This window comes from Bradyrhizobium genosp. SA-4 str. CB756 (assembly GCF_000473125.1).
Taxonomy (GTDB): Bacteria; Pseudomonadota; Alphaproteobacteria; order Rhizobiales; family Xanthobacteraceae; genus Bradyrhizobium; species Bradyrhizobium arachidis.
On record NZ_KI421499.1, the window covers coordinates 5,450,460 to 5,469,542 of the forward strand.

The following is a 19,083-nucleotide window of genomic DNA, read 5'->3' on the forward strand; positions in this document are numbered from 1 at the left end:
CGCTTAACTCAACGTCCCCGCATGCACCCACCAGCCGGGATGGTCGCGCCGGATTTTTTCGGCGGCGGCATGGGCCTCGGTCGCCGCGCCATAGACCGCAAAGCATGTCGCACCGGAGCCGGACATGCGGGCGAGCTTGACGCCGGCGGAAGAGCGCAACGCTTCCAGCACATCGCCGATCACGGGCTCGATGCGCATTGCCGGCGCTTCGAGATCGTTGGCGACGGTTTCGAGAACGTCGACCCAATCGGCGATCGAGGCGCCCTCCTCCGGCCAGGCCGGCGCTTCGAGGACCGACGTTGCGCCGACCAGAAGCTCACCGTTGCGCAAGCCCAGCGCCTGGAACACGTCCTTGGTGGCGACCGGCACGCGCGGATTGACCATCACGCAGGGCATGCTCGGCAAGGCGAGCGGCAGCAGCTGCTCGCCGACGCCGGTCATGTCGCAGGCGCGCGAGAACAGGCACACCGGCACGTCGGCGCCGGTCGCGAGCGCGACCTTATGGATGCGCGGATCGTCGAGCGAGAGATTGTTGAGGCGCGCCAACAGTCGCAGCGCCGCCGCGGCATCCGCCGAGCCGCCGCCGATGCCGGCGGCAACCGGCAGCACCTTGTCGAGCGCGAAGGCGCCGAGCTTCAGGTCCGGCACGGCCTCGGCCAGGAGCTTGGCCGCCTTGAACACGAGATTGTCCGATGTCTCGCCGCACGCCGCGGCCAGCGGCCCGGTGGTGGTGAGCTTCAGCTCGCCGCCCGGCTCCAGCGTGAGCCGGTCGGCGCAGTCAGCGAACGCGACCACGCTTTCGAGATCATGATAGCCGTCGGCACGACGGCCGACCACGCGAAGGCTCAGATTGACCTTCGCGCGCCCTTCTTCAACCAACGCCGGCATCGGCGATACGCCCCCAGTTAATTGGATCAGCCGCCCTTGCCGTCGTCCTTCTTCTTCTCCGCCTGCGCGGCCGAAGAGTTGGAATTGTCGTCCACCATCCCATTCGCGATCTTGGCCTCGATCTTCGGAAGGTCATCCGGCTCGGGCTTGAGATCGCGGGCGTGCGACCACTGGAATTTGGCCTCCAGCGTGCGGCCGACGCGCGAATAGGCATCGCCAAGGTGGTCGTTGATGGTGGGATCTTCGGGCTTGAGGTCGATCGCGCGCTCGAGGTTCTTCACCGCTTCCTCGTAATTGCCGATGCGGTAATAGGCCCAGCCGAGGGAGTCGACGATGTAACCGTCGTCCGGACGCTGCTCGACGGCGCGCTTGATCATCTTCATGCCCTCGTCGAGGTTCACGCCCTGGTCGATCCAGGAATAGCCGAGATAGTTGAGGACATGCGGCTGGTCGGGCTGCAGCTCGAGCGCCTTCTTCATGTCGGCTTCGGCCTTGCCCCACTGCTTGGAGCGCTCCTCGCAGATGCCGCGATAATAGTACCAGACGCTGTTGGCCTTGTCGTTGCCGGCCGGCAGCACGTCGATGCCTTGCGAATAGGTCGCGCCGCAATCGCCGAACTTCTTGCGGCCGCGCTCGATATTGCCGAGCGCCATGATGGCTTCGAGATCCTTGGAATCCTCAGTGGTGACGCCCTTGAGGATCTTGATCGCCTCATCGGTACGGTCGGCGGAATCGAGGTCGATCGCGAGCTGGATCTGCGCGTTGCGCTTGAGCGGCGAGGACGCCGGCACGCGCTCATAGACCTTGATCGCCATCTGCGGCCGCTTCACCGACTCATAGAGATCGGCGAGCGAGAGCAGCGCCAGCGGATGGCTGGGCTGCAGGTAGAGCGAGAGCTGGAGATAGACCAGCGCAAGATCCTCGCCGCCGCGGCGGGTCAGCGTGGCGCCGATGCCGTAGAGCGCTTCGGCCGCGCCAGCCTGCGCGGAATCGACCAGCGGCGGCATCTTCTTGCCGGCCTTGGTGTCGCGCAGGCCTTCCACGATCAGCGGATGGCGGGCGAGCTTCTTGTCGAACGCCTGGTAGACGTTGGTCGCCGCAGCCGAATCCTTGTTGCGCGACAGCCAGCGGGCATATGCCTCGGTCACGCGCAGCATGGAATCGTCGAGCTTGTAGGCGCGCTCGAAGCGGGTGCCGGCGTCCTTCTCCTTGCCGGAGAGCTCGAGGATCATGCCGGCATGGAGGTCCTTGAACAGCGGATACCATTCGGGACCGGCCAGCTTGTCGATGGTGGCGACACCGCCCTTGGCATCGCCGGCGCCATAGGCGGCCCAGCCCGACAGCAGCGTGGCGACGAGATCCGTGATCGGACCGCGGATCGACTGGTTGATGTTGCTCTGCGCGGTCGCGTACTTCTTCAGCTTGAGATCATGCACGCCGACGACGAGACGCGCGACACGGTTGGTCTTGTCGATGGTGAGGATGCGCTCGGCGAGCTTGACCGCTTCGTCGATGTCGCCGTCGGCGACCGAGGAGATGAAGGCGCGGTCGAGCAGCTCGTTGTTCTTCGGATCGGTGCGCAGGGCCGAGCGGTAGAACGCAGCCGCCGAAGCCGCATCGCGCTCGACGCTGGCGTGGCGGGCGGCGAGATAGCTGCCTGCGGTGGTGAGCGACTTCAGATCGTTTCGGGTCGGAAACTGCGCCGCCGTGTCGGACGGATGGTCCGGCGTCTGCGCCAGGACCGCGCCGGGGACCGTCGCGATCGCTGTGCCCATGAGGGCGATGGCGGCAACAGTCCAGCGGTTGAAACGATATGAAAACATCAGGGCTCGCCTTGGGTTGGTAGTGCCTGGGTTTGCAGCAGAAGGCCGTCTCGCATGCGAACGCGGCCGGTGGCATTGGGACCCGGAACCGTAGGGCCGACAATGCCGCTTTTGGCGCTTCACCGCAAGGATTCGGGCACGCGATCCCCTCCGCACGCCCCAAATCGGCCGACGACGCCCCAAGACGCTGCCAGTATGGCCTTATCGTGGCCGCGGGCCGTCGTGGCAGCCCGGTTCTCACGCGAACGTGCGTCACAATGCCGGGGGGGGGGGGCCCGTAACTCAGGCCACGTTGCCCCAGTCACATTGGCCTGGCTTGCCGGCCCGGCCTACATCGCCTCGTAGTTCGGGCCGCCGCCGCCCTCGGGGGGAACCCAGGTGATGTTGCCGTTGGGGTCCTTCACGTCGCAGGTTTTGCAGTGGACGCAGTTCTGGGCGTTGATCTGGAAGCGCGGGCCTGAACCCTCCTCGATCCATTCATAGACGCCGGCCGGGCAATAGCGGTTCGAGGGACCGGCGAACACGTCGTGCTCCGAGGTCTTCTGGAGGTTCATGTCCGTGACCTTCAGATGGACCGGCTGGTCCTCCTCGTGATTGGTGTTGGACAGGAACACCGACGACAGCTTGTCGAAGGAGATCTTGCCGTCCGGCTTCGGATAGTTCTTTGGTGCGTGGCTCTTGGCCGGATCGAGCGTGGCGCGATCGGGCTTGGCGTGCGACAGCGTGCCGAACAGCGAGATGCCGAATAGCTGGTTGGTCCACATGTCGAGGGCGCCGAGCGGAACACCGAGAAGGGTGCCGAACTTCGACCACAGCGGCTTGACGTTGCGGATCCGGAACAGGTCCTTGCCGACAGCGGACTCGCGCCAGGCGTTCTCGTAGGCGACGACCTCGTCATTGGCGCGGCCCTCGGCGAGCGCGGCGGCGACATGCTCGGCTGCGAGCATGCCGGTGCCCATCGCGTTGTGGACGCCCTTGATGCGGGGAACGTTGACGAAGCCCGCGGCGCAGCCGACCAGCGCACCGCCCGGGAAGGTCAGGCGCGGCACCGACTGGTAGCCGCCTTCGGTGATGGCGCGCGCACCATAGGCGAGGCGCTTGCCGCCTTCGAACACGTCGCGGATCGAGGGATGGGTCTTGAAGCGCTGGAATTCATCGAACGGCGACAGATACGGATCGTCGTAGTTGAGATGCACGACGAAGCCGACCGCGACGCGGTTGTCGTCGTAGTGGTAGAGGAACGAGCCGCCGCCGGTGGAATTGTTGAGCGGCCAGCCGAACGAGTGCTGGATCAGGCCCTTCTTGTGCTTGGCCGGATCGATCTGCCAGACTTCCTTCAGGCCGATGCCGAACTTCGGCGGTTCGCTCTTGGCGTCCAGTGCGAACTTCGCGATCAGCTGCTTCGACAGCGAGCCGCGCGCGCCTTCGGCAAACAGCGTGTACTTGCCGAGCAGCTCCATGCCGCGCGTGTAGGAATCCTTGTGGGTGCCGTCCCTGGCGATGCCCATGTCGCCGGTCGCGATGCCACGCACCGCGCCCTTGTCGTCATAGAGCACCTCGGTCGCGGCAAAGCCCGGATAGATCTCGACACCGAGCGCTTCCGCCTTCGGCGCGAGCCAACGGCAGACATTGCCGAGCGAGCCGATGTAGCAGTGATGGTTGTCCATCAGCGAGGGCATCGCGAAGCCCGGGAGCTTGATGCGGTTGTCGCCGAACATCCAGTAGAAGTGGTCGTCCTTGACCTGCGTCTTCAGCGGACAGTCGGGATCCTCGCGCCAATCGGGGATCAGCTTGTCGAGCGAGATTGGATCGATCACGGCGCCGGAGAGGATATGCGCGCCGACCTCGGAGCCCTTCTCCACGACGACGATGTTGAGATCGGCGTTGAGCTGCTTCAGCCGGATCGCCGCGGCCAGGCCCGAGGGGCCGGCGCCGACGATGACGACGTCGAATTCCATGGATTCGCGCGGGGGAAGTTCTTCGGTGCTCATCTGATCTCAGCCCTTGAGACGGTTCCTTGTCATTTGCGCTCCCTTGTTTCCGATTTTTCCGGGTAGGACAACCACGGAAATGCGTTCCGCTGGGATGCAAGGCGCCTTAAGATGAACTAATAGTCTGACTTTCCAAATGATCCCCGAGCCCGCACCCACCGTCCGAGAGCTTCTCGCCTTCTATCTGGAGGCAGGGGTCGACTGCGCGCTCGCGGAGGAGCCGATCGACCGCCTGGCGGAATTGGACGCACCGCCTCCGGCCCCGCGCGCGGCACCGCCGGTCGAGGCGCCGCGGTCGGTCGCCGCGCCTGCAGTGATGCGCGGCGAGGCCGCACCAGCGCCGGACATCGCCATCGCGTCCGCACGCGAGGCCGCGCGCACCGCGCCGACGCTCGAGGCGCTGCGTGAGCTGATGCAAAACTTCGAGGGCTGCGCGTTGAAGCACACGGCGACGCGGCTGGTGTTCGCCGACGGCAATCCGCAGGCGCGCATCATGTTCGTCGGCGAGGCTCCGGGCCGCGACGAGGACATCGAGGGGCTGCCGTTCGTCGGGCGCAGCGGCAAGCTGCTCGATCTGATGATCGGCGCTATCGGCCTCAACCGCACCACCGCCTACATCGCCAACGTCATTCCCTGGCGGCCGCCCGGCAACCGCACGCCGACACCGCAGGAGACGCAGATCTGCCTGCCCTTCATCCAGCGCCAGATCGAGCTGGTGAATCCCGATGTGCTGGTGACGCTCGGCAATCCCTCGACGCAGACGCTGCTGTCGACCCGCGAAGGCATCATGCGCACGCGCGGACGATGGTTCGAGTACGAGATCGGCCAGCGCACCATCCGCGCGCTGCCGACGTTCCACCCGGCCTATCTCTTGCGCTCGCCGGCGTACAAGCGCCTAGCCTGGCAGGATCTGCGCGCGATTGCGAAGGTGCTGGCGGGATAGCGGGCTCCCGTAGCTCGTGTAGGGTGGGCAAAGCGAAGCGTGCCCACCATCCTTATCGTTGCGACGGATCGGCTTGACGTGGGCACGGCGCTTTGCGCCTTTGGCCACCCTACGATGTCAGCGTCCGGAGCACGCGCGTCAGCTCCCCTTCGGCCGCACGATCGCCCAGCCGACCCGCAGCAATCCCTGTCGACCATTGACCAGCCATTCGAACGCGCGCGGCACTTCCGGCACGATGCCGGGAAAGCGCGCGAGGATGTCCGGCGGCGGGGTGCCGGCGGTATCGGAGGCGCGCCAGACCACGACGCCGCCGGTCTCGCTGAACTTGGCCAGGCTCATCCACGGCGTCCGCCCGGGCTGGGCGTCGATGAACAGGTGCGGCCGGCCGGAATGCAGCGTGATCAGGCTGGCAAGCTGGGTCTCGCCGGCAACCGCGCGCAGGCGATGGTTGGTGCGGCGGGCGAAACTCTCGTCGAAGAAATCAGAGATCGCTCGCGCCGGCATCGAGGTCGCGATCTCGTTGGTGCCGGTCCAGGGCAGGAACAGCACGGCGAGCACGACGCCGGCGGCCGGCGCGGCGACGGCGGCAGCCCACACCGTCCGCAGCATCCGCGCGCGGCGCATCGCGATGAGGTCGCCGGCCGCGACCACCACGGCAAGCCCGGACATCACCAGCACGACGCCGGCGCCGCCGACGACGGAGTCGAGCCCGAGCAGGCCCGAGATCAGCACCGCGCCGAGTGCCGGCGCCAGCGCAAAGAAGTAAACGAAGTTGCGCCCGAGCGGCTCGACCGGCGGGCGGAAAATGATCGGCGCCTCCTCGCCCTTGGCGACGAAAAGACCGGTGTTGAGGAAGGTCAGCGCCGGGATCGCGGCAGCGCCCAGCACGAGCCCGCCGAGCAGCCAGGCCGCATGGATGGCGCGGGCGTTGAGCTCCGTGACTTGCGGCAAGGCCGGCACCGCAAACGTCTCGGCGCGCATCAGCCAGACCGCATAGGGCAGCGCCAGCACCGCGACGACGATCAGCGCGAACAAGGGATCGAGCGAGCGCAGCGTGCGGCGGCCGCCGGCGGTCGAGACCGCGAAGACGACGATCAGCAGCAGGAGGAAGATCGCGGCGGGCGTGGTGAGCAGCAACAGGCCGGCCTCGATCGACCAGGCGAACCAGGCATTGCCGCGGCGCTGGCCGATGATCTGCCAGGAATGCAGCAGCAGCAGCGCCCAGAGCGGCCGCGCCAGCACCAGCGGGCCGAAATCGAGCGCGGGCGAGGAGAAGGCCAGCACCGTCATGGTCAGCAGCACGGCGAGCACCGCCTGCTGCGAGCCGACCACGACGCGGGAGAGATGATAGAGCGCGACGAAGGTCGCGATCTCGCAGAGCTGGGCCAGCACATAGACGCCGAACACGTGGCCGCCGGCGGCGCGATAGGCGATGTCGGCGAGCCAGATCGGCAGCGGCGGACCCAGATCCGTACCGACCTGATATTCGCGGCCGAATGCCAGCAGCGTCGCGAGACTGCCGGGCGGGCTGCGATAGAACGCCAGCGCCACGAACAGCCACATCGAAGCCTGGAGCAGCACGGCGATCCACACGATCAGCCGCGGCCGGGCGCGAATGAGCTCGATGACCAGGGAGGTAAACCGCATGCAACGTCCGAAAGATGCAGCCAACCCGTCCAGCCGGCCCTATTCGCTCACACCTGTTTTGATAATGGGCGCTGCGCGCTGTGGCAACGACCGTCTGCTCCCTCTCCCGGTTCTTACGGGGAGAGGGTTGGGGTGAGGGGCCTCCCTCCACAATGACGGTGAGAGCTGAACTCGCGGAGACTCCCCCTCACCCGCACGCGGGGAGAGGCGAAAGACGCTGCGGAGAGACGCGCTACAGATTTGCCGACGCGTCGACCTCGACGCCCGCTTCCATCTGCACCTCGACCTCGCTCACCGAGAACAAATCCTGCACCGGCTCGACGGTCCAGGGCATGTGCTTGGCACGCGCCGCCGCGACGGGGGCGAAGAAGCTGCGGTGGTGGACGCTGGGGCCGAGGCGATCGAGGGCATCGAGATGCTCGGGGACCGCATAGCCCTTGTGCTGCTCGAAGCCGTAGCCGGGGCAGTCCTGCGCCAGCGCGCACATCAGGCGGTCACGCGTTACCTTGGCGATGATCGAGGCGGCGGCGATCGACAGCACGATGCCGTCACCGCCGATCACGGCCTCGCAGTCGCAAGCCGTGTCGAGCCGGTCGCGGCCGTCGACGAAGACGTGGCGCGGCTGCTCCGGCAGCGCCACCACGGCACGCTTCAAGGCCCACAGCGAGGCGCGCAAAATGTTGTCGCGGTCGATTCGCGACGGCGAGGCGACGGCGACCGAGACCTGCGCGGTGGCGCAGATCTTGTCGAACAGCTTTTCGCGCTCCTCAGCGGTCAGGCGCTTGGAATCGTCGATGCCGCGCGGGATGCGATCGGGGTCGAGAATCACGGCGGCAGCCACCACGGGGCCGGCCAGCGGCCCGCGGCCGGCCTCGTCGCAGCCGGCGACCGGCCAGACGCCGCGCTTGATCAGCGCGCGCTCGCGGCGGAAGCTCGGCGGCGCGATCGCGATGATGCCCTTCTTGCCCGGCAGGACCGGCGCGGCCTTGACGGCAGCTGCCTTCGCCTTGGCAGGCGCCGCCTTCTTCGCAGCAGCGCTGGCCTTGGGCGCGTCTTTGGCCGGCTTCTTGGCGGACTTGTCCCGAATCATGGCCGGGATCGTGCGCAAGCGATCCAGCCAGCGCAACCGGGAACCCTGCGCAATTCCCGTTATTCAGACCGTCGCTACTCCGCCAGATGCACCCGCCGGTCCTCGCCGACCTCGATGCTGGGCGCGACGACCACTTCCCAGGTATGGCCGTCGGGATCGGCAAAATAGCCGGAATAGCCGCCGTAATCGGTCTCATGCGCCGCCTTCAGCGGAGCAGCACCCTTGCCAAGCGCGAAGGCTAGCACCGCATCGACCTCCTCGCGTGTCCGGCAGTTCCAGGCGAGCGTCGTGCCGCGGAAGGTCGATGGCCTCGGATCGTCAGGCAACTTGGCGTCGGCCGCGAGCAGATCCCAGGGATACAGCGCGAGCACCGGGCCGCCGGTGTCGTAGAACGCGACGGCCTCGCCGGTCGCCTTCAGCCGGCGCGCAAAGCCGAGCGCGTCGTAAAAGGCGATGCTGGCGCGGATGTCGCTGACGCCGAGCGTGATGACAGTAAGCCGCGGTACCGGCGGAGGGAGTTCCTTGCTCATGCGACGCCTCTTCCGTTTCCCAATCAAAACAGGCTGAGCTGCTCGCCGTTCTGCTTCGGCTTGGCAAAGTGATCAGTCGTCAGCTTCGAGCGCCGCTTGTTGAGACCAAGCCTCTCGCAGGCGATCTCGAAGCGGCGGCCGATGGTCCAGGCCATCGGTCCCGTTCCCTTCATCCGCTCGCCCCATTTCGCGTCGTAATCGCGGCCGCCGCGCATGTCGCGGATCAGCGTGAAGACGTGACGATAACGGTCCGGATAGTTGGCCATCAGCCATTCGCGGAAGAGATCGCGCACCTCCAGCGGCAGCCGCAGCAATACGTACGACGCTTCCTTGACGCCGGCATGGGCGGCGGCATCGAGGATGCGCTCGATCTCGGAATCGTTCAGCGCGGGGATCACGGGCGCGACCATCACGGTGGTGGGAATGCCGGCCTCAGAGAGCTGCTTCAGCGCCTCCAGCCGCTTCGGCGGCGTCGAGGCGCGCGGTTCCATGGTGCGCGCCAGCTTCGGATCGAGCGAGGTGACTGATAGCGCGACCTTGGCGAGGTTGCGCCTCGCCATCCGCGCGAGGATGTCGATGTCGCGCACCACCAGCGCCGATTTGGTGACGATGCCGACGGGATGGCCGGTGCGCTCCAGCACCTCGAGAATGCCGCGCATGATTTTGCGTTCGCGCTCGATCGGCTGATAGGGATCGGTGTTGGTGCCGATCGCGATCATCCGCGGCTCGTAGCCGGGCGCGGCAAGCTCCTTCTCGAGCAGCGACGGCGCCTCGGGCTTCACGAACAGTTTTGACTCGAAGTCGAGCCCCGGCGACAGGCCGAGATAGGCATGCGTCGGCCGCGCGAAGCAATAGACGCAGCCATGCTCGCAGCCGCGATAGGGATTGATCGACCGGTCGAAACCGATGTCGGGGGAATCGTTGCGGGTGATCACCTTGCGCGAGGTGTCGACGCCGACGATGGTCTTGAACGGCGGCAGATCTTCCAGGCTCTGCCAGCCATCGTCGAAGGCGACGCGGGCCTCGGCCTCATATCGGCCGCTGGCATTGGATTGGGCGCCCCGCCCTCGCCTGCGCTGGCGGTCGATGGCGACGCCGAGCTCGGGAAAATCAGAGTCCGCACCCGCCGGCTCGGAGGGCGCCGTGACCGGCGGGTGCTTGAGAGCATGAGAGGATGCTGCTGGACTCATGAAGCCAAGATAGCACGGCATAGGAACAAATCAAGAACACAAACGAAAAACTCGAAAACAACCCCATGCACAGTAGCCGCCCAAATTTCGGGCGCGCGGCTTTGACCTCACGCAACACGCTTGCCGGGACGATCCAGTTTGATGCGGCCCAGGGATCGATCACGCTGGAACAATGTTGATGACGATCCCCCGGTGAAGGGTCGGCATGAAAATGACAAATCAACAACAATCGGCCGCCGCAAGCAGCGACCTCGATCTGCTCGATCGCTATTGGCGCGCCGCCAACTATCTCTCCGTCGGGCAAATCTACCTGCTGGACAATCCGCTGCTGCGCGAGCCGCTGCGGCCCGAGCACATCAAGCCGCGTTTGCTTGGCCATTGGGGCACGACGCCCGGGCTGAACTTCATCTACGCCCATCTCAACCGCGTCATCCGCGCGCTTGATCTCAGCATGATCTATATCTGCGGGCCCGGCCATGGCGGCCCGGGCATGGTCGCCAACACCTATCTCGAAGGCAGCTACAGCGAGATCTATCCTGATATCGCGCGCGATGCGGACGGATTGCGAAAACTTTTCAGACAGTTCTCCTTCCCCGGCGGCATCCCGAGCCATGCGGCACCGGAAACGCCGGGCTCGATCCACGAAGGCGGCGAGCTCGGCTACGCGCTGGTGCATGCCTATGGCGCGGCATTCGACAATCCCGATTTGATCGTCGCCTGCGTCGTCGGCGACGGCGAGGCCGAGACCGGCCCGCTCGCGGCCTCCTGGCATTCGAACAAGTTCCTGAACCCCGCCCACGACGGCGCGGTGCTGCCGATCCTGCATCTCAACGGCTACAAGATCGCCAACCCGACCGTGCTCGGGCGGATGCCTGACAGCGAGATCCGCGACCTCTTCCGCGGGCTCGGCCACGAGCCGCTGTTCGTCGAGGGCGACGATCCCAAATTGATGCACCAGGCCATGGCGGACGCACTCGACGTCGCGCTCGCCAGCATCCGCTCGATCCAGCAGCACGCCCGCGACGGACGCAAGGTGGTCGAGCGGCCGCGCTGGCCGATGATCGTGCTGCGCAGCCCGAAGGGCTGGACCGGCCCGAAGGAAGTCGACGGCAAGAAGGTCGAAGGTTTCTGGCGCGCGCATCAGGTGCCGGTTGCGAGCTGCCGCGAGAACCCGGCTCACTTAAAGATTCTCGAAGACTGGATGCGCAGCTATGAGCCGGACAAGCTGTTCGACAAGAGCGGCGCGCTCATCCCCGAGCTTCAGGCGCTGGCCCCCGACGGTACCAGGCGCATGGGCGCCAATCCGCATGCCAATGGCGGGCTGCTCAAGAAGGAGCTGAAGCTGCCGGACTTCCGCAGTTTTGCGGTGGATGTGTCTCAGCCCGGCAGCGTTGTGGCGGAGGCGACACGTGAGCTCGGCAAATTCCTGCGCGACGTCATTCGCCTCAATGCCGACGCGCGTAACTTCCGCATCATGGGACCGGACGAGACGGCGTCAAATCGGCTCGACGCAGTGTTCGAAGCGACCGAGCGGGTCTGGATGGAGCCAACGGAACCTTACGATGTGCATCTCGCGCAAGACGGGCGCGTGATGGAGGTGCTGAGCGAGCATCTCTGCCAGGGCTGGCTCGAGGGTTATCTCCTCACCGGCCGCCACGGCTTCTTCTCCTGCTACGAGGCGTTCATCCATATCGTGGATTCCATGTTCAACCAGCACGCCAAATGGCTGAAGGTGACGCGGCATCTGCCATGGCGGCGCCCGATCGCCTCGCTCAATTATCTCCTGACCTCGCATGTCTGGCGTCAGGACCATAACGGCTTCAGCCATCAGGATCCGGGCTTCGTCGATCTCGTCGCCAACAAGAAGGCCGACATCGTCCGCATCTATTTCCCGCCGGATGCCAACACGCTGCTGTGGATCGCCGATCACTGCCTGCGCACCTATAACCGCATCAACGTCATCGTCGCCGGCAAGCAGCCGGCGCCGCAATGGCTGTCGATGCAGGAGGCCGCGACGCATTGCGATGCCGGCATCGGCATCTGGACCTGGGCCGGCAACGAGGATGCAGACAGCGAGCCCGACGTGGTGATGGCCTGCGCCGGCGACGTGCCGACGCTGGAGACGCTCGCCGCCGTCGACCTGCTGCGCAAGGCGCTGCCGGACCTGAATATCCGCGTCGTCAACGTCGTCGATTTGATGACGCTGCAACCGAGCGAGCAGCACCCGCACGGCCTCTCCGACCGCGACTTCGACAGCCTGTTCACGCGCGACAAGCCCGTGATCTTCGCCTATCACGGCTATCCCTACCTGATCCACCGTCTCACCTATAACCGCACCAACCATGCCGGCATGCATGTGCGCGGCTTTGCCGAGGAAGGCACCACGACGACACCATTCGACATGGTCGTGCTCAACGGGCTCGACCGCTATCACCTCGCGATCGAGGCGATCGAACGCGTGCCGGGCCTATCGACCAAGGCCGCGCAGGTGAAGCAGCAGTTCCGCGACAGACTGATCGAGCATTCGCGTTACGTGCGCGAGCACGGCGAGGACATGCCTGAGGTTCGCGACTGGGTCTGGCCAAACAGCGCCGGCGGCAACACGCCGGCCGAAGCCGGCGATTGACGCCCGCCATGTCGGATGCGGTCCTCGTTCTCAACTCGGGCTCGTCGAGCGTCAAGTTCGGCCTGTTCGATATCTCCGCGGCCGAGCCCACCCTGCTCTGCAAGGGCCTGCTCGACGAGCATGAGGCAAAGCCGCGGCTCGCCGTGAAGAGCCCTGCCGGCGAAGACCTTTTCGAAGCACACAGGCAAGCATCTGGTGCGGACAGCGGCGATCTGTTCGCTGATGTGCTCGGCTTCGTCGATGATCGTTTTGGCGACCATCGCCTGCGCGCCGTGGGTCACCGCATCGTTCACGGCGGGCCGGACTATTCAGGCCCGGTGGAAGTGACGGATGTTGTCTACGCGAAGCTGGAGCAACTGACTCCGCTGGCGCCTCTGCATCAGCCACGATGCCTGGAGCCGATCCGAACCATAGCGGCGATCAAGCCTGACCTCACGCAGATCGCCTGTTTCGACACTGCCTTCCATCACAGCATGGCGCCGCCGGCGAGCCGTTTTGCGATCCCGCGGCGCTTCGAGGCGCGCGGCATCCGCCGCTACGGCTTTCACGGTCTCTCGTTCGAATATGTCGCGGGCCGCATCGCGGAAATCGCGCCAGTGCTTGCGACGAAGCGCACCGTCATCGCGCATCTCGGCAATGGCGCGAGCCTCTGCGCATTGCGCGATGGCCGCAGCGTCGATACCACGATGGGGCTGACGCCGCTCGACGGCCTCGTGATGGGCACGCGAAGCGGCACGATCGATCCCGGCGTGCTGCTCTACCTGCAACAGCACGAGAAGATGTCTGCCGAAGACGTCCAGCACCTGCTCTATCACCAGTCGGGCCTGCTCGGCGTCTCCGGCATCTCCGCCGACATGCGCACGCTGCTCGCAAGCGGCGAGACTGCCGCGCGGGAGGCGGTCGATCTCTTCACGCTTCGTGCAGCGCAGCAGGTCGCAATGATGGCGACCACACTCGGCGGGCTTGCGTGTCTGGTCTTCACCGGCGGCATCGGCGAGCATGCGAGCGAGATCCGCAGCGCGATCGGCGAGCATCTTGCGTGGCTCGGCGTGCGCATCGATGCGGCGGCGAATGACAAGGGACGTGAGCGGATCAATACCGGCGCCTCGACGGTGGATGTCTTCATCATTCCGACTAACGAAGAGCTGACGATCGCACGGCATTGCGTCTCGGTGCTGCAAGCTACGGGGATAGTATCGTAGGGTGGGCAAAGCGGAGCGTACCCACCAATTCAAGGTGGTGGGCACGGCGCAAGCGCGCCTTTGCCCACCCTACGATACTACGATACCGGGACTTGCGGAGACATAGCGCACAACAACTTCCAGGCTCAGCGCTCAGTGAAGACCGGCAAAGATCTGGATGCACCCGATCGCAACCTCGATCAGGATCAGCACGACGACCGCAATCTCGAGTCGCAGCGACCGCTGGGTGTCGATGATGTCGGTCAGCGCATCGGCCGTCTCAGCAACGACCGTAAGCTTGCGCTCGAGCGTGTCGAGACGCTCCTTCAATTCGTACTCATCTTCGAGACGCGCATAGAGCCGGTCGAGCTGCGGTTTTTCCCACAGTGCGTCGGGCTTCTCGGCAACCGCGACGCGGCCGGCGACGCGCTGCTGGACGAGCAGCGCGTTGCCGATGAGCTGCAGGATGCCCCTGCGTCGCCGCGACGTACGGCCTTTCTCGGCGAGCTCCCGCGCAAAAGGCTCGATGACATCGAAGACCGCAGCGACGCGCCGCTCGTCGCGCGCAAGCGACGTGCTTTTGGCGAGTGCGTCCGCGATCAGCAGCAGCCGTTCGTCGGAAAATTTCGAGAGGTTGATCGGGCCGCCCGGCTGGATCGCTTCGGCATTTTCATCCTTGCAGAGCTGGGCCTGCGCGGTCTCCTCCTCATGGGGGCTGAGCTCGCCGATCACGCGGGACTTGAGGCTGTCAAGCAGCACCTTCTCTTCCGACGGCAGCAGACCGATCAGCACCACGACGCCGTAGCGGAAGATCACGACGAGGCCGGCATGGACGCGGAAAGCGGCCGGCGTCGAGGAGACGGGCGCACCAAGCTCGAGGCCAGACGGATTGATGCGTTCGCCGAGCATCACGGCGCGGATCCGCAAGGTCGGCGCGGCGTCCGGCTTCGGCGATGCTGGTGTGGTGCCAACGGGAAGTTGATCGGCGCTCACTCGACTATCTCACTCTCAGTGCCGGCGGTTGCAGGTTTTCCCGTCGCAGGGTCGATGTCAGACCGCCGATGCGGGCTTGCGGACCGGTAGCATCCTCACCTCGATCATATCGGCGGAGACAGCCCCGTTTGAAGCTCACGAAGCCGAAATTCGCCGAAAACGTTGGGCAATATTGCCACCCCGCGCAGGACAGATTTAGCAGCGATGGGCGGGCGTGGTTTACCATCGCATGGCGGAACGCCGCCAAAAAGTTGCACTCGGCGACGCCGCGTGTTTATGACAAAGCCATAACAAGCTACGCTTCTCCCGAATTGCGGACCTCGAAGCCTCAATCATGCTGAGCGTCATCATTCCGACCGAAGGTGTCGAGCAGACGGCGGTCGCAACTCTGGCCGCGCTGGTACCCGGTGCGGCCGCAGGCATCATCCGCGAAGTGCTGCTGGTCGACGGCACCCGCAACGGCGTCATCGAGCGCGTTGCCGACGTCGCAGGCTGCCGTTTCATCGACTTCGAGGGATCTTCCCATGGCGCGGCGCTCGCCGCCGGTGCGCATCAGGCCCGTTCGCCCTGGCTGATGTTCTTGCCCGCCGGCGCCGTGCTGGAAACCGGCTGGATCGAGGAGACCACCCAGTTCATCCAGGCCGTCTCCGCCAGCGGACGGGATCGTGCAGCGGTTTTCCGTTATGCCCGCTCGCCTTACGCAGATACCGGTCTGCGCGACGTGTTCCGCGCCGTAGCGCGTAACTTGGTCGGCCCGCTGGGGGATCAGGGGCTTTTGATCGCGCGTGACCATTACGACCGGGTTGGCGGCTATCCGCCCCAGGCCCGCCGTTCCGAGGCACGGTTGCTCCGCCGCCTCGGCCGCTCGTCCCGGACCATGCTGCGCAGCCGGATCGTCATGGTCGGCTGAGGGCACCTAATACTTGCCAAAGTCAAATAATTATTTGACAGTGGCAATTATTGAGGTGTCCCGATGTCATTCAACGGTACCGACCACCAGATCGCGGCAGTCCGCGCCTTCAACCGCTTCTACACCCGCAAACTCGGCGTGCTCGACCAGCACCTTGGACAGAGCCCGTTCTCGCTCAGCGAGGCCCGCGTGCTGTACGAACTCGCGCATCGCGACGAGCTTTCGGCAAAGGAGATCGGGAACGAGCTTGGTCTCGACCCCGGCTATCTCAGCCGCATCGTGCAGAGCTTTGACGAGAAGGGTCTGATCACGCGAACGCCACTGCCCGCAGATCGCAGGCAATATCAGCTCAACCTCACCGCCAAGGGCCGCCAGACCTTCGCCAAGCTGAACCTCGGCTCGCAAAACGAGGTTGCCGCCATGCTGGCGCAGCTGTCGGCCGGCGATGCAGTGCGGCTCACCCAGGCCATGGCGACCATCGAGGCCGTGCTGGAGCAACGCCGAAGCCAGCCCACTTCTTTCATGCTGCGCAGCCATCGCGTCGGCGACATGGGCTGGGTCGTCTCTCGCCAAGGCGCCGCCTATGCCGCGGACTATGGCTGGGACATCAGCTACGAGGCCCTGGTCGCCGAGATCTGCGCGCAGTTCATCAGGAATTACGATCCCGCGCGCGAGCACTGCTGGATCGCGGAGGTCGGCGGCGAGCCGGTCGGCTCGATCTTCCTGGTCAAGGCCACGGACGAGATCGCCAAGCTGCGCCTGTTGCAGGTGGAGAAGAAGGCGCGCGGACTCGGCGTCGGCCGCGCGCTGGTCGAGCAATGCATCCAGGGCGCGCGCGAGCGCGGCTACAGCAGAATGACGCTGTGGACCCAGAGCATCCTGGTCGCCGCACGCGGCATCTATCAGAGTGCGGGATTCAAACCCGTGAAGGAAGAGAAGCACCACAGTTTTGGTGCCGATCTGGTCGGCGAGACGTGGGAGCGGGATCTCTAGCTGCGCACACAGCGATGCGCATGAATGTGCCCTCTCCCCTTGCGGGAGAGGGCAGCGACGCTGGCGGACACAACCTCACTTGGGTGAGGGGTATTTCCCGCGAGCGTGAACTCGTAGGGTGGGCAAAGGCGCACTTGCGCCGTGCCACCACTGATGCCGCATTGACCGAAGTCGTGGGCACGCTTCGCTTTGCCCACCCTACGAGACTGTGAGCGCGGAGACATACCCCTCATCCGGCGCTTCGCACCACCTTCCCCCACAAGGGGGAAGGGAAGAAAGAACAGACTACACCGTCGCGCCCTGCGCCTTTGGCCTGCGCAGATGCTCATCCAGCCGCGGCATGATCTCGACGAAATTGCAGGGGCGCGTGCGGTAGTCGAGCTGGCTTGCGAGGATGCCGTCCCAGCCGTCGCGGCAGGCGCCGGGCGAGCCCGGCAGGCAGAAGATATAGGTCGCGCCCGCAACGCCGGCGGTGGCGCGGCTCTGGATCGTCGACGTGCCGATCTTGGCGTGGCTCAACATGTGGAAGGCGATCGAGAAACCGTCCATGCGCTTCTCGAACAGCGGCTCGATCGCCTCCGGCGTGACGTCGCGCCCGGTAAAGCCGGTGCCGCCGGTGGTGATGACGACGTCGATGCCGGCGTCCGCGATCCAGCGGCGGATGACGGCGCGGATCGCCTCGACGTCGTCGGTGACGATCTCGCGCGCGGCGAGATGATGGCCGGCTAAGGTCAGGCGATCGGCGAGCGTCTGGCCCGACTTGTCGTCGGCGAGCGCGCGCGTGTCGGAGACGGTGAGCACCGCGATGTTGAGCGGGATGAACTGTTTTGTTTCGTCGATCGAGGCCATTTGCCCTATCCTCTCGTGTCCCGGACGCGATGCAGCGCGTTAGCGGTGCGCTGCAGAGCCGGGACCCATTCTAAGGGACGTGAGGACCGGCAATATGGGCCCCGGCTCAGCAGCGCAGCATTACATGCTGCGCCGCGTCCGGGGCACGAGACCGTCGCTACTGCCCGCCGCCGAACGTGTTGCAGGCCTGGACCGTGCCTTGCTGATAGCCGGTCATGAACCATTGCTTGCGCTGCGCGGCCGAGCCGTGGGTGAAGGAATCAGGCACGACGCGGCCCGTCGCCTGGCGCTGCAGCGTGTCGTCGCCGATCGCGCTCGCCGTGGTCAGCGCGGCGTCGATGTCGCCGGGCTCGAGGAAGTTCGGACGCTTCTTGGCCTCGCGGTTGACCCAGACGCCGGAGAGACAATCCGCCTGCAGCTCCACCTTGACCTGGAGCGCGTTGGCCTCGGCCTTGCTGCCGGCCTGCTGCTGCAGCCGCGTCACGCGCGGGATGATGCCGAGCAGGTTCTGGATGTGGTGGCCGGCTTCATGCGCGATGATGTAGGCGGTGGTGAAGTTGCACGCCGACTTGCCGGAGCAGCCGCGGAAGCGCGTCTCGACCTCGCGGAAGAAGCTGGTGTCGAGGAAGATGGTGCGGTCCGGCGGGCAGTAGAACGGCCCCATCGCCGACTGCGCCATGCCGCAGCGGCCGCCATTGGTGGCGTTGCGGAACAGCACGACCTTCGGACCGGTATAGGACTGACCGCTGGCCTGGAAGATCTCGCTCCAGCGATCGTCGATCTCGCCGAGGATGCCTGATATCATGCTGCCGACCTCGTCGGTCGGCGCGCCGCGCTTGGCCGAGGTCGACTGCCGATCGGTCTGGTAGCTCGGCGCCTGGCCGCCGCCGCCGAGGATCTCGGCGCCGCCGATCAGGATGCGCGGATCGATGCCGAAGGCATAGCCGATCAGGCCGAGCACGATGATGGTACCGATGCCGAGCCCGCCGCCGCCCATCGGCAGGCCGAACCCGCCGCCTCCACCGCCGCCAAAGCCACCACCTTCGTCGCGACGATCCTCGACGTCGTCGCTGCGGCGGAAGTCATCGTAACGCATGGCGGTCTTCCCTTGGGGGTCCCAGATTTGCGGGTCCCTGATTCAGTTTCGGCGGTGCGCAAATACGCAAAAGCTCAACGCGCCACACAGGTAAAATTTCCATTGCGTTAATCAATATCCCGGTCGGCAAAAATTGCCTAGTGCGACAGCACGCCCGCACCAGCAATTTTTTCCGATCCGCGTGCAATTTTTTCCGAGAGAAATTTGCGGCCGCGACAGCCGCCGCGCCGCAGATGAATGCGAAATATACCGTAAAACACAGCGATTGCGCGCATCATGCGGCATGTCGCGGGCGATGCGGCGCCTGCTCAGAAAAGCAGCGGGTTAAGTCGT

The 19,083-nt window shown here is 65.6% G+C and carries 16 protein-coding genes; 5 read left to right on the forward strand and 11 right to left on the reverse strand.

Going from position 1 to position 19,083, the window contains the following annotated elements:
• Window positions 1-3: 3 nt before the first annotated feature.
• The 3 genes from BRAGE_RS0126585 to BRAGE_RS0126595 all read right to left on the reverse strand — a co-directional run bounded on the left by BRAGE_RS0126585 (window position 4) and on the right by BRAGE_RS0126595 (window position 4,702).
• On the reverse strand, window positions 4-888 hold the full coding sequence (locus BRAGE_RS0126585; RefSeq protein ID WP_027558170.1) for a 4-(cytidine 5'-diphospho)-2-C-methyl-D-erythritol kinase: 885 nt from the start codon (window positions 886-888) through the stop codon (window positions 4-6).
• 26 nt (window positions 889-914) lie between these two features.
• Window positions 915-2,711, reverse strand: coding sequence for a tetratricopeptide repeat protein (locus BRAGE_RS0126590; protein ID WP_027558169.1), 1,797 nt, complete (start codon window positions 2,709-2,711; stop codon window positions 915-917).
• A 329-nt stretch (window positions 2,712-3,040) separates the two neighbouring features.
• Window positions 3,041-4,702 carry an electron transfer flavoprotein-ubiquinone oxidoreductase gene (locus tag BRAGE_RS0126595; RefSeq protein ID WP_027558168.1) on the reverse strand — a complete coding sequence of 554 codons (1,662 nt, stop codon included), beginning with the start codon at window positions 4,700-4,702 and terminating at the stop codon, window positions 3,041-3,043.
• Window positions 4,703-4,838: 136 nt separating this feature from the next.
• Here BRAGE_RS0126595 and BRAGE_RS0126600 point away from each other — a divergent pair, with 136 nt between their 5' ends.
• Entirely contained in the window at window positions 4,839-5,645 is an 807-nt protein-coding gene (locus BRAGE_RS0126600; protein WP_027558167.1) for a uracil-DNA glycosylase, read from the forward strand.
• A gap of 138 nt (window positions 5,646-5,783) precedes the next feature.
• Here BRAGE_RS0126600 and BRAGE_RS0126605 read toward each other — a convergent pair whose 3' ends face one another.
• The 4 genes from BRAGE_RS0126605 to BRAGE_RS0126620 all read right to left on the reverse strand — a co-directional run bounded on the left by BRAGE_RS0126605 (window position 5,784) and on the right by BRAGE_RS0126620 (window position 10,102).
• The gene (locus tag BRAGE_RS0126605; protein ID WP_027558166.1) at window positions 5,784-7,292 is read right to left on the reverse strand and encodes a glycosyltransferase family 39 protein; all 1,509 of its coding nucleotides are present in this window, start codon (window positions 7,290-7,292) and stop codon (window positions 5,784-5,786) included.
• Window positions 7,293-7,524: 232 nt separating this feature from the next.
• Window positions 7,525-8,382, reverse strand: a complete 858-nt coding sequence (locus tag BRAGE_RS0126610) for a ribonuclease HII (RefSeq protein WP_027558165.1) — start codon at window positions 8,380-8,382, stop codon at window positions 7,525-7,527.
• Window positions 8,383-8,456: 74 nt separating this feature from the next.
• Window positions 8,457-8,912: a VOC family protein gene (locus BRAGE_RS0126615; RefSeq protein WP_027558164.1), complete on the reverse strand. Its 456-nt coding sequence runs from the start codon at window positions 8,910-8,912 to the stop codon at window positions 8,457-8,459.
• Between the two features lie 23 nt (window positions 8,913-8,935).
• Entirely contained in the window at window positions 8,936-10,102 is a 1,167-nt protein-coding gene (locus tag BRAGE_RS0126620) for a PA0069 family radical SAM protein (protein ID WP_027558163.1), read from the reverse strand.
• A gap of 211 nt (window positions 10,103-10,313) precedes the next feature.
• Between BRAGE_RS0126620 and BRAGE_RS0126625 the strand changes: the two genes are divergently transcribed.
• Together BRAGE_RS0126625 and BRAGE_RS0126630 are read left to right on the forward strand one after the other, a co-directional pair.
• Complete coding sequence (locus BRAGE_RS0126625; RefSeq protein WP_028146369.1) at window positions 10,314-12,728, forward strand: phosphoketolase family protein; 2,415 nt, start codon at window positions 10,314-10,316, stop codon at window positions 12,726-12,728.
• 8 nt (window positions 12,729-12,736) lie between these two features.
• A complete protein-coding gene (locus tag BRAGE_RS0126630) occupies window positions 12,737-13,930 on the forward strand; it encodes an acetate/propionate family kinase (RefSeq protein WP_027558161.1) in 1,194 nt (397 codons plus the stop codon).
• A 132-nt stretch (window positions 13,931-14,062) separates the two neighbouring features.
• Here BRAGE_RS0126630 and BRAGE_RS0126635 read toward each other — a convergent pair whose 3' ends face one another.
• Complete coding sequence (locus BRAGE_RS0126635; protein WP_027558160.1) at window positions 14,063-14,902, reverse strand: RMD1 family protein; 840 nt, start codon at window positions 14,900-14,902, stop codon at window positions 14,063-14,065.
• Window positions 14,903-15,236: 334 nt separating this feature from the next.
• Between BRAGE_RS0126635 and BRAGE_RS0126640 the strand changes: the two genes are divergently transcribed.
• Window positions 15,237-15,812, forward strand: coding sequence for a glycosyltransferase (locus BRAGE_RS0126640; RefSeq protein WP_027558159.1), 576 nt, complete (start codon window positions 15,237-15,239; stop codon window positions 15,810-15,812).
• A gap of 63 nt (window positions 15,813-15,875) precedes the next feature.
• Window positions 15,876-16,805 carry a bifunctional helix-turn-helix transcriptional regulator/GNAT family N-acetyltransferase gene (locus BRAGE_RS0126645; RefSeq protein WP_027558158.1) on the forward strand — a complete coding sequence of 310 codons (930 nt, stop codon included), beginning with the start codon at window positions 15,876-15,878 and terminating at the stop codon, window positions 16,803-16,805.
• A 285-nt stretch (window positions 16,806-17,090) separates the two neighbouring features.
• Here the strand turns inward: BRAGE_RS0126645 and moaB are convergent, their stop codons facing one another.
• From moaB to BRAGE_RS54795, 3 genes are all read right to left on the reverse strand, one after another.
• On the reverse strand, window positions 17,091-17,654 hold the full coding sequence (gene moaB / locus BRAGE_RS0126650) for a molybdenum cofactor biosynthesis protein B (RefSeq protein ID WP_027558157.1): 564 nt from the start codon (window positions 17,652-17,654) through the stop codon (window positions 17,091-17,093).
• Window positions 17,655-17,811: 157 nt separating this feature from the next.
• Window positions 17,812-18,750 (reverse strand): KPN_02809 family neutral zinc metallopeptidase, encoded by a 939-nt coding sequence (gene ypfJ / locus BRAGE_RS0126655; RefSeq protein ID WP_027558156.1) that lies wholly within the window; start codon window positions 18,748-18,750, stop codon window positions 17,812-17,814.
• A 137-nt stretch (window positions 18,751-18,887) separates the two neighbouring features.
• On the reverse strand, window positions 18,888-19,028 hold the full coding sequence (locus BRAGE_RS54795; protein WP_156950876.1) for a hypothetical protein: 141 nt from the start codon (window positions 19,026-19,028) through the stop codon (window positions 18,888-18,890).
• Between the last annotated feature and the right edge of the window lie 55 nt (window positions 19,029-19,083).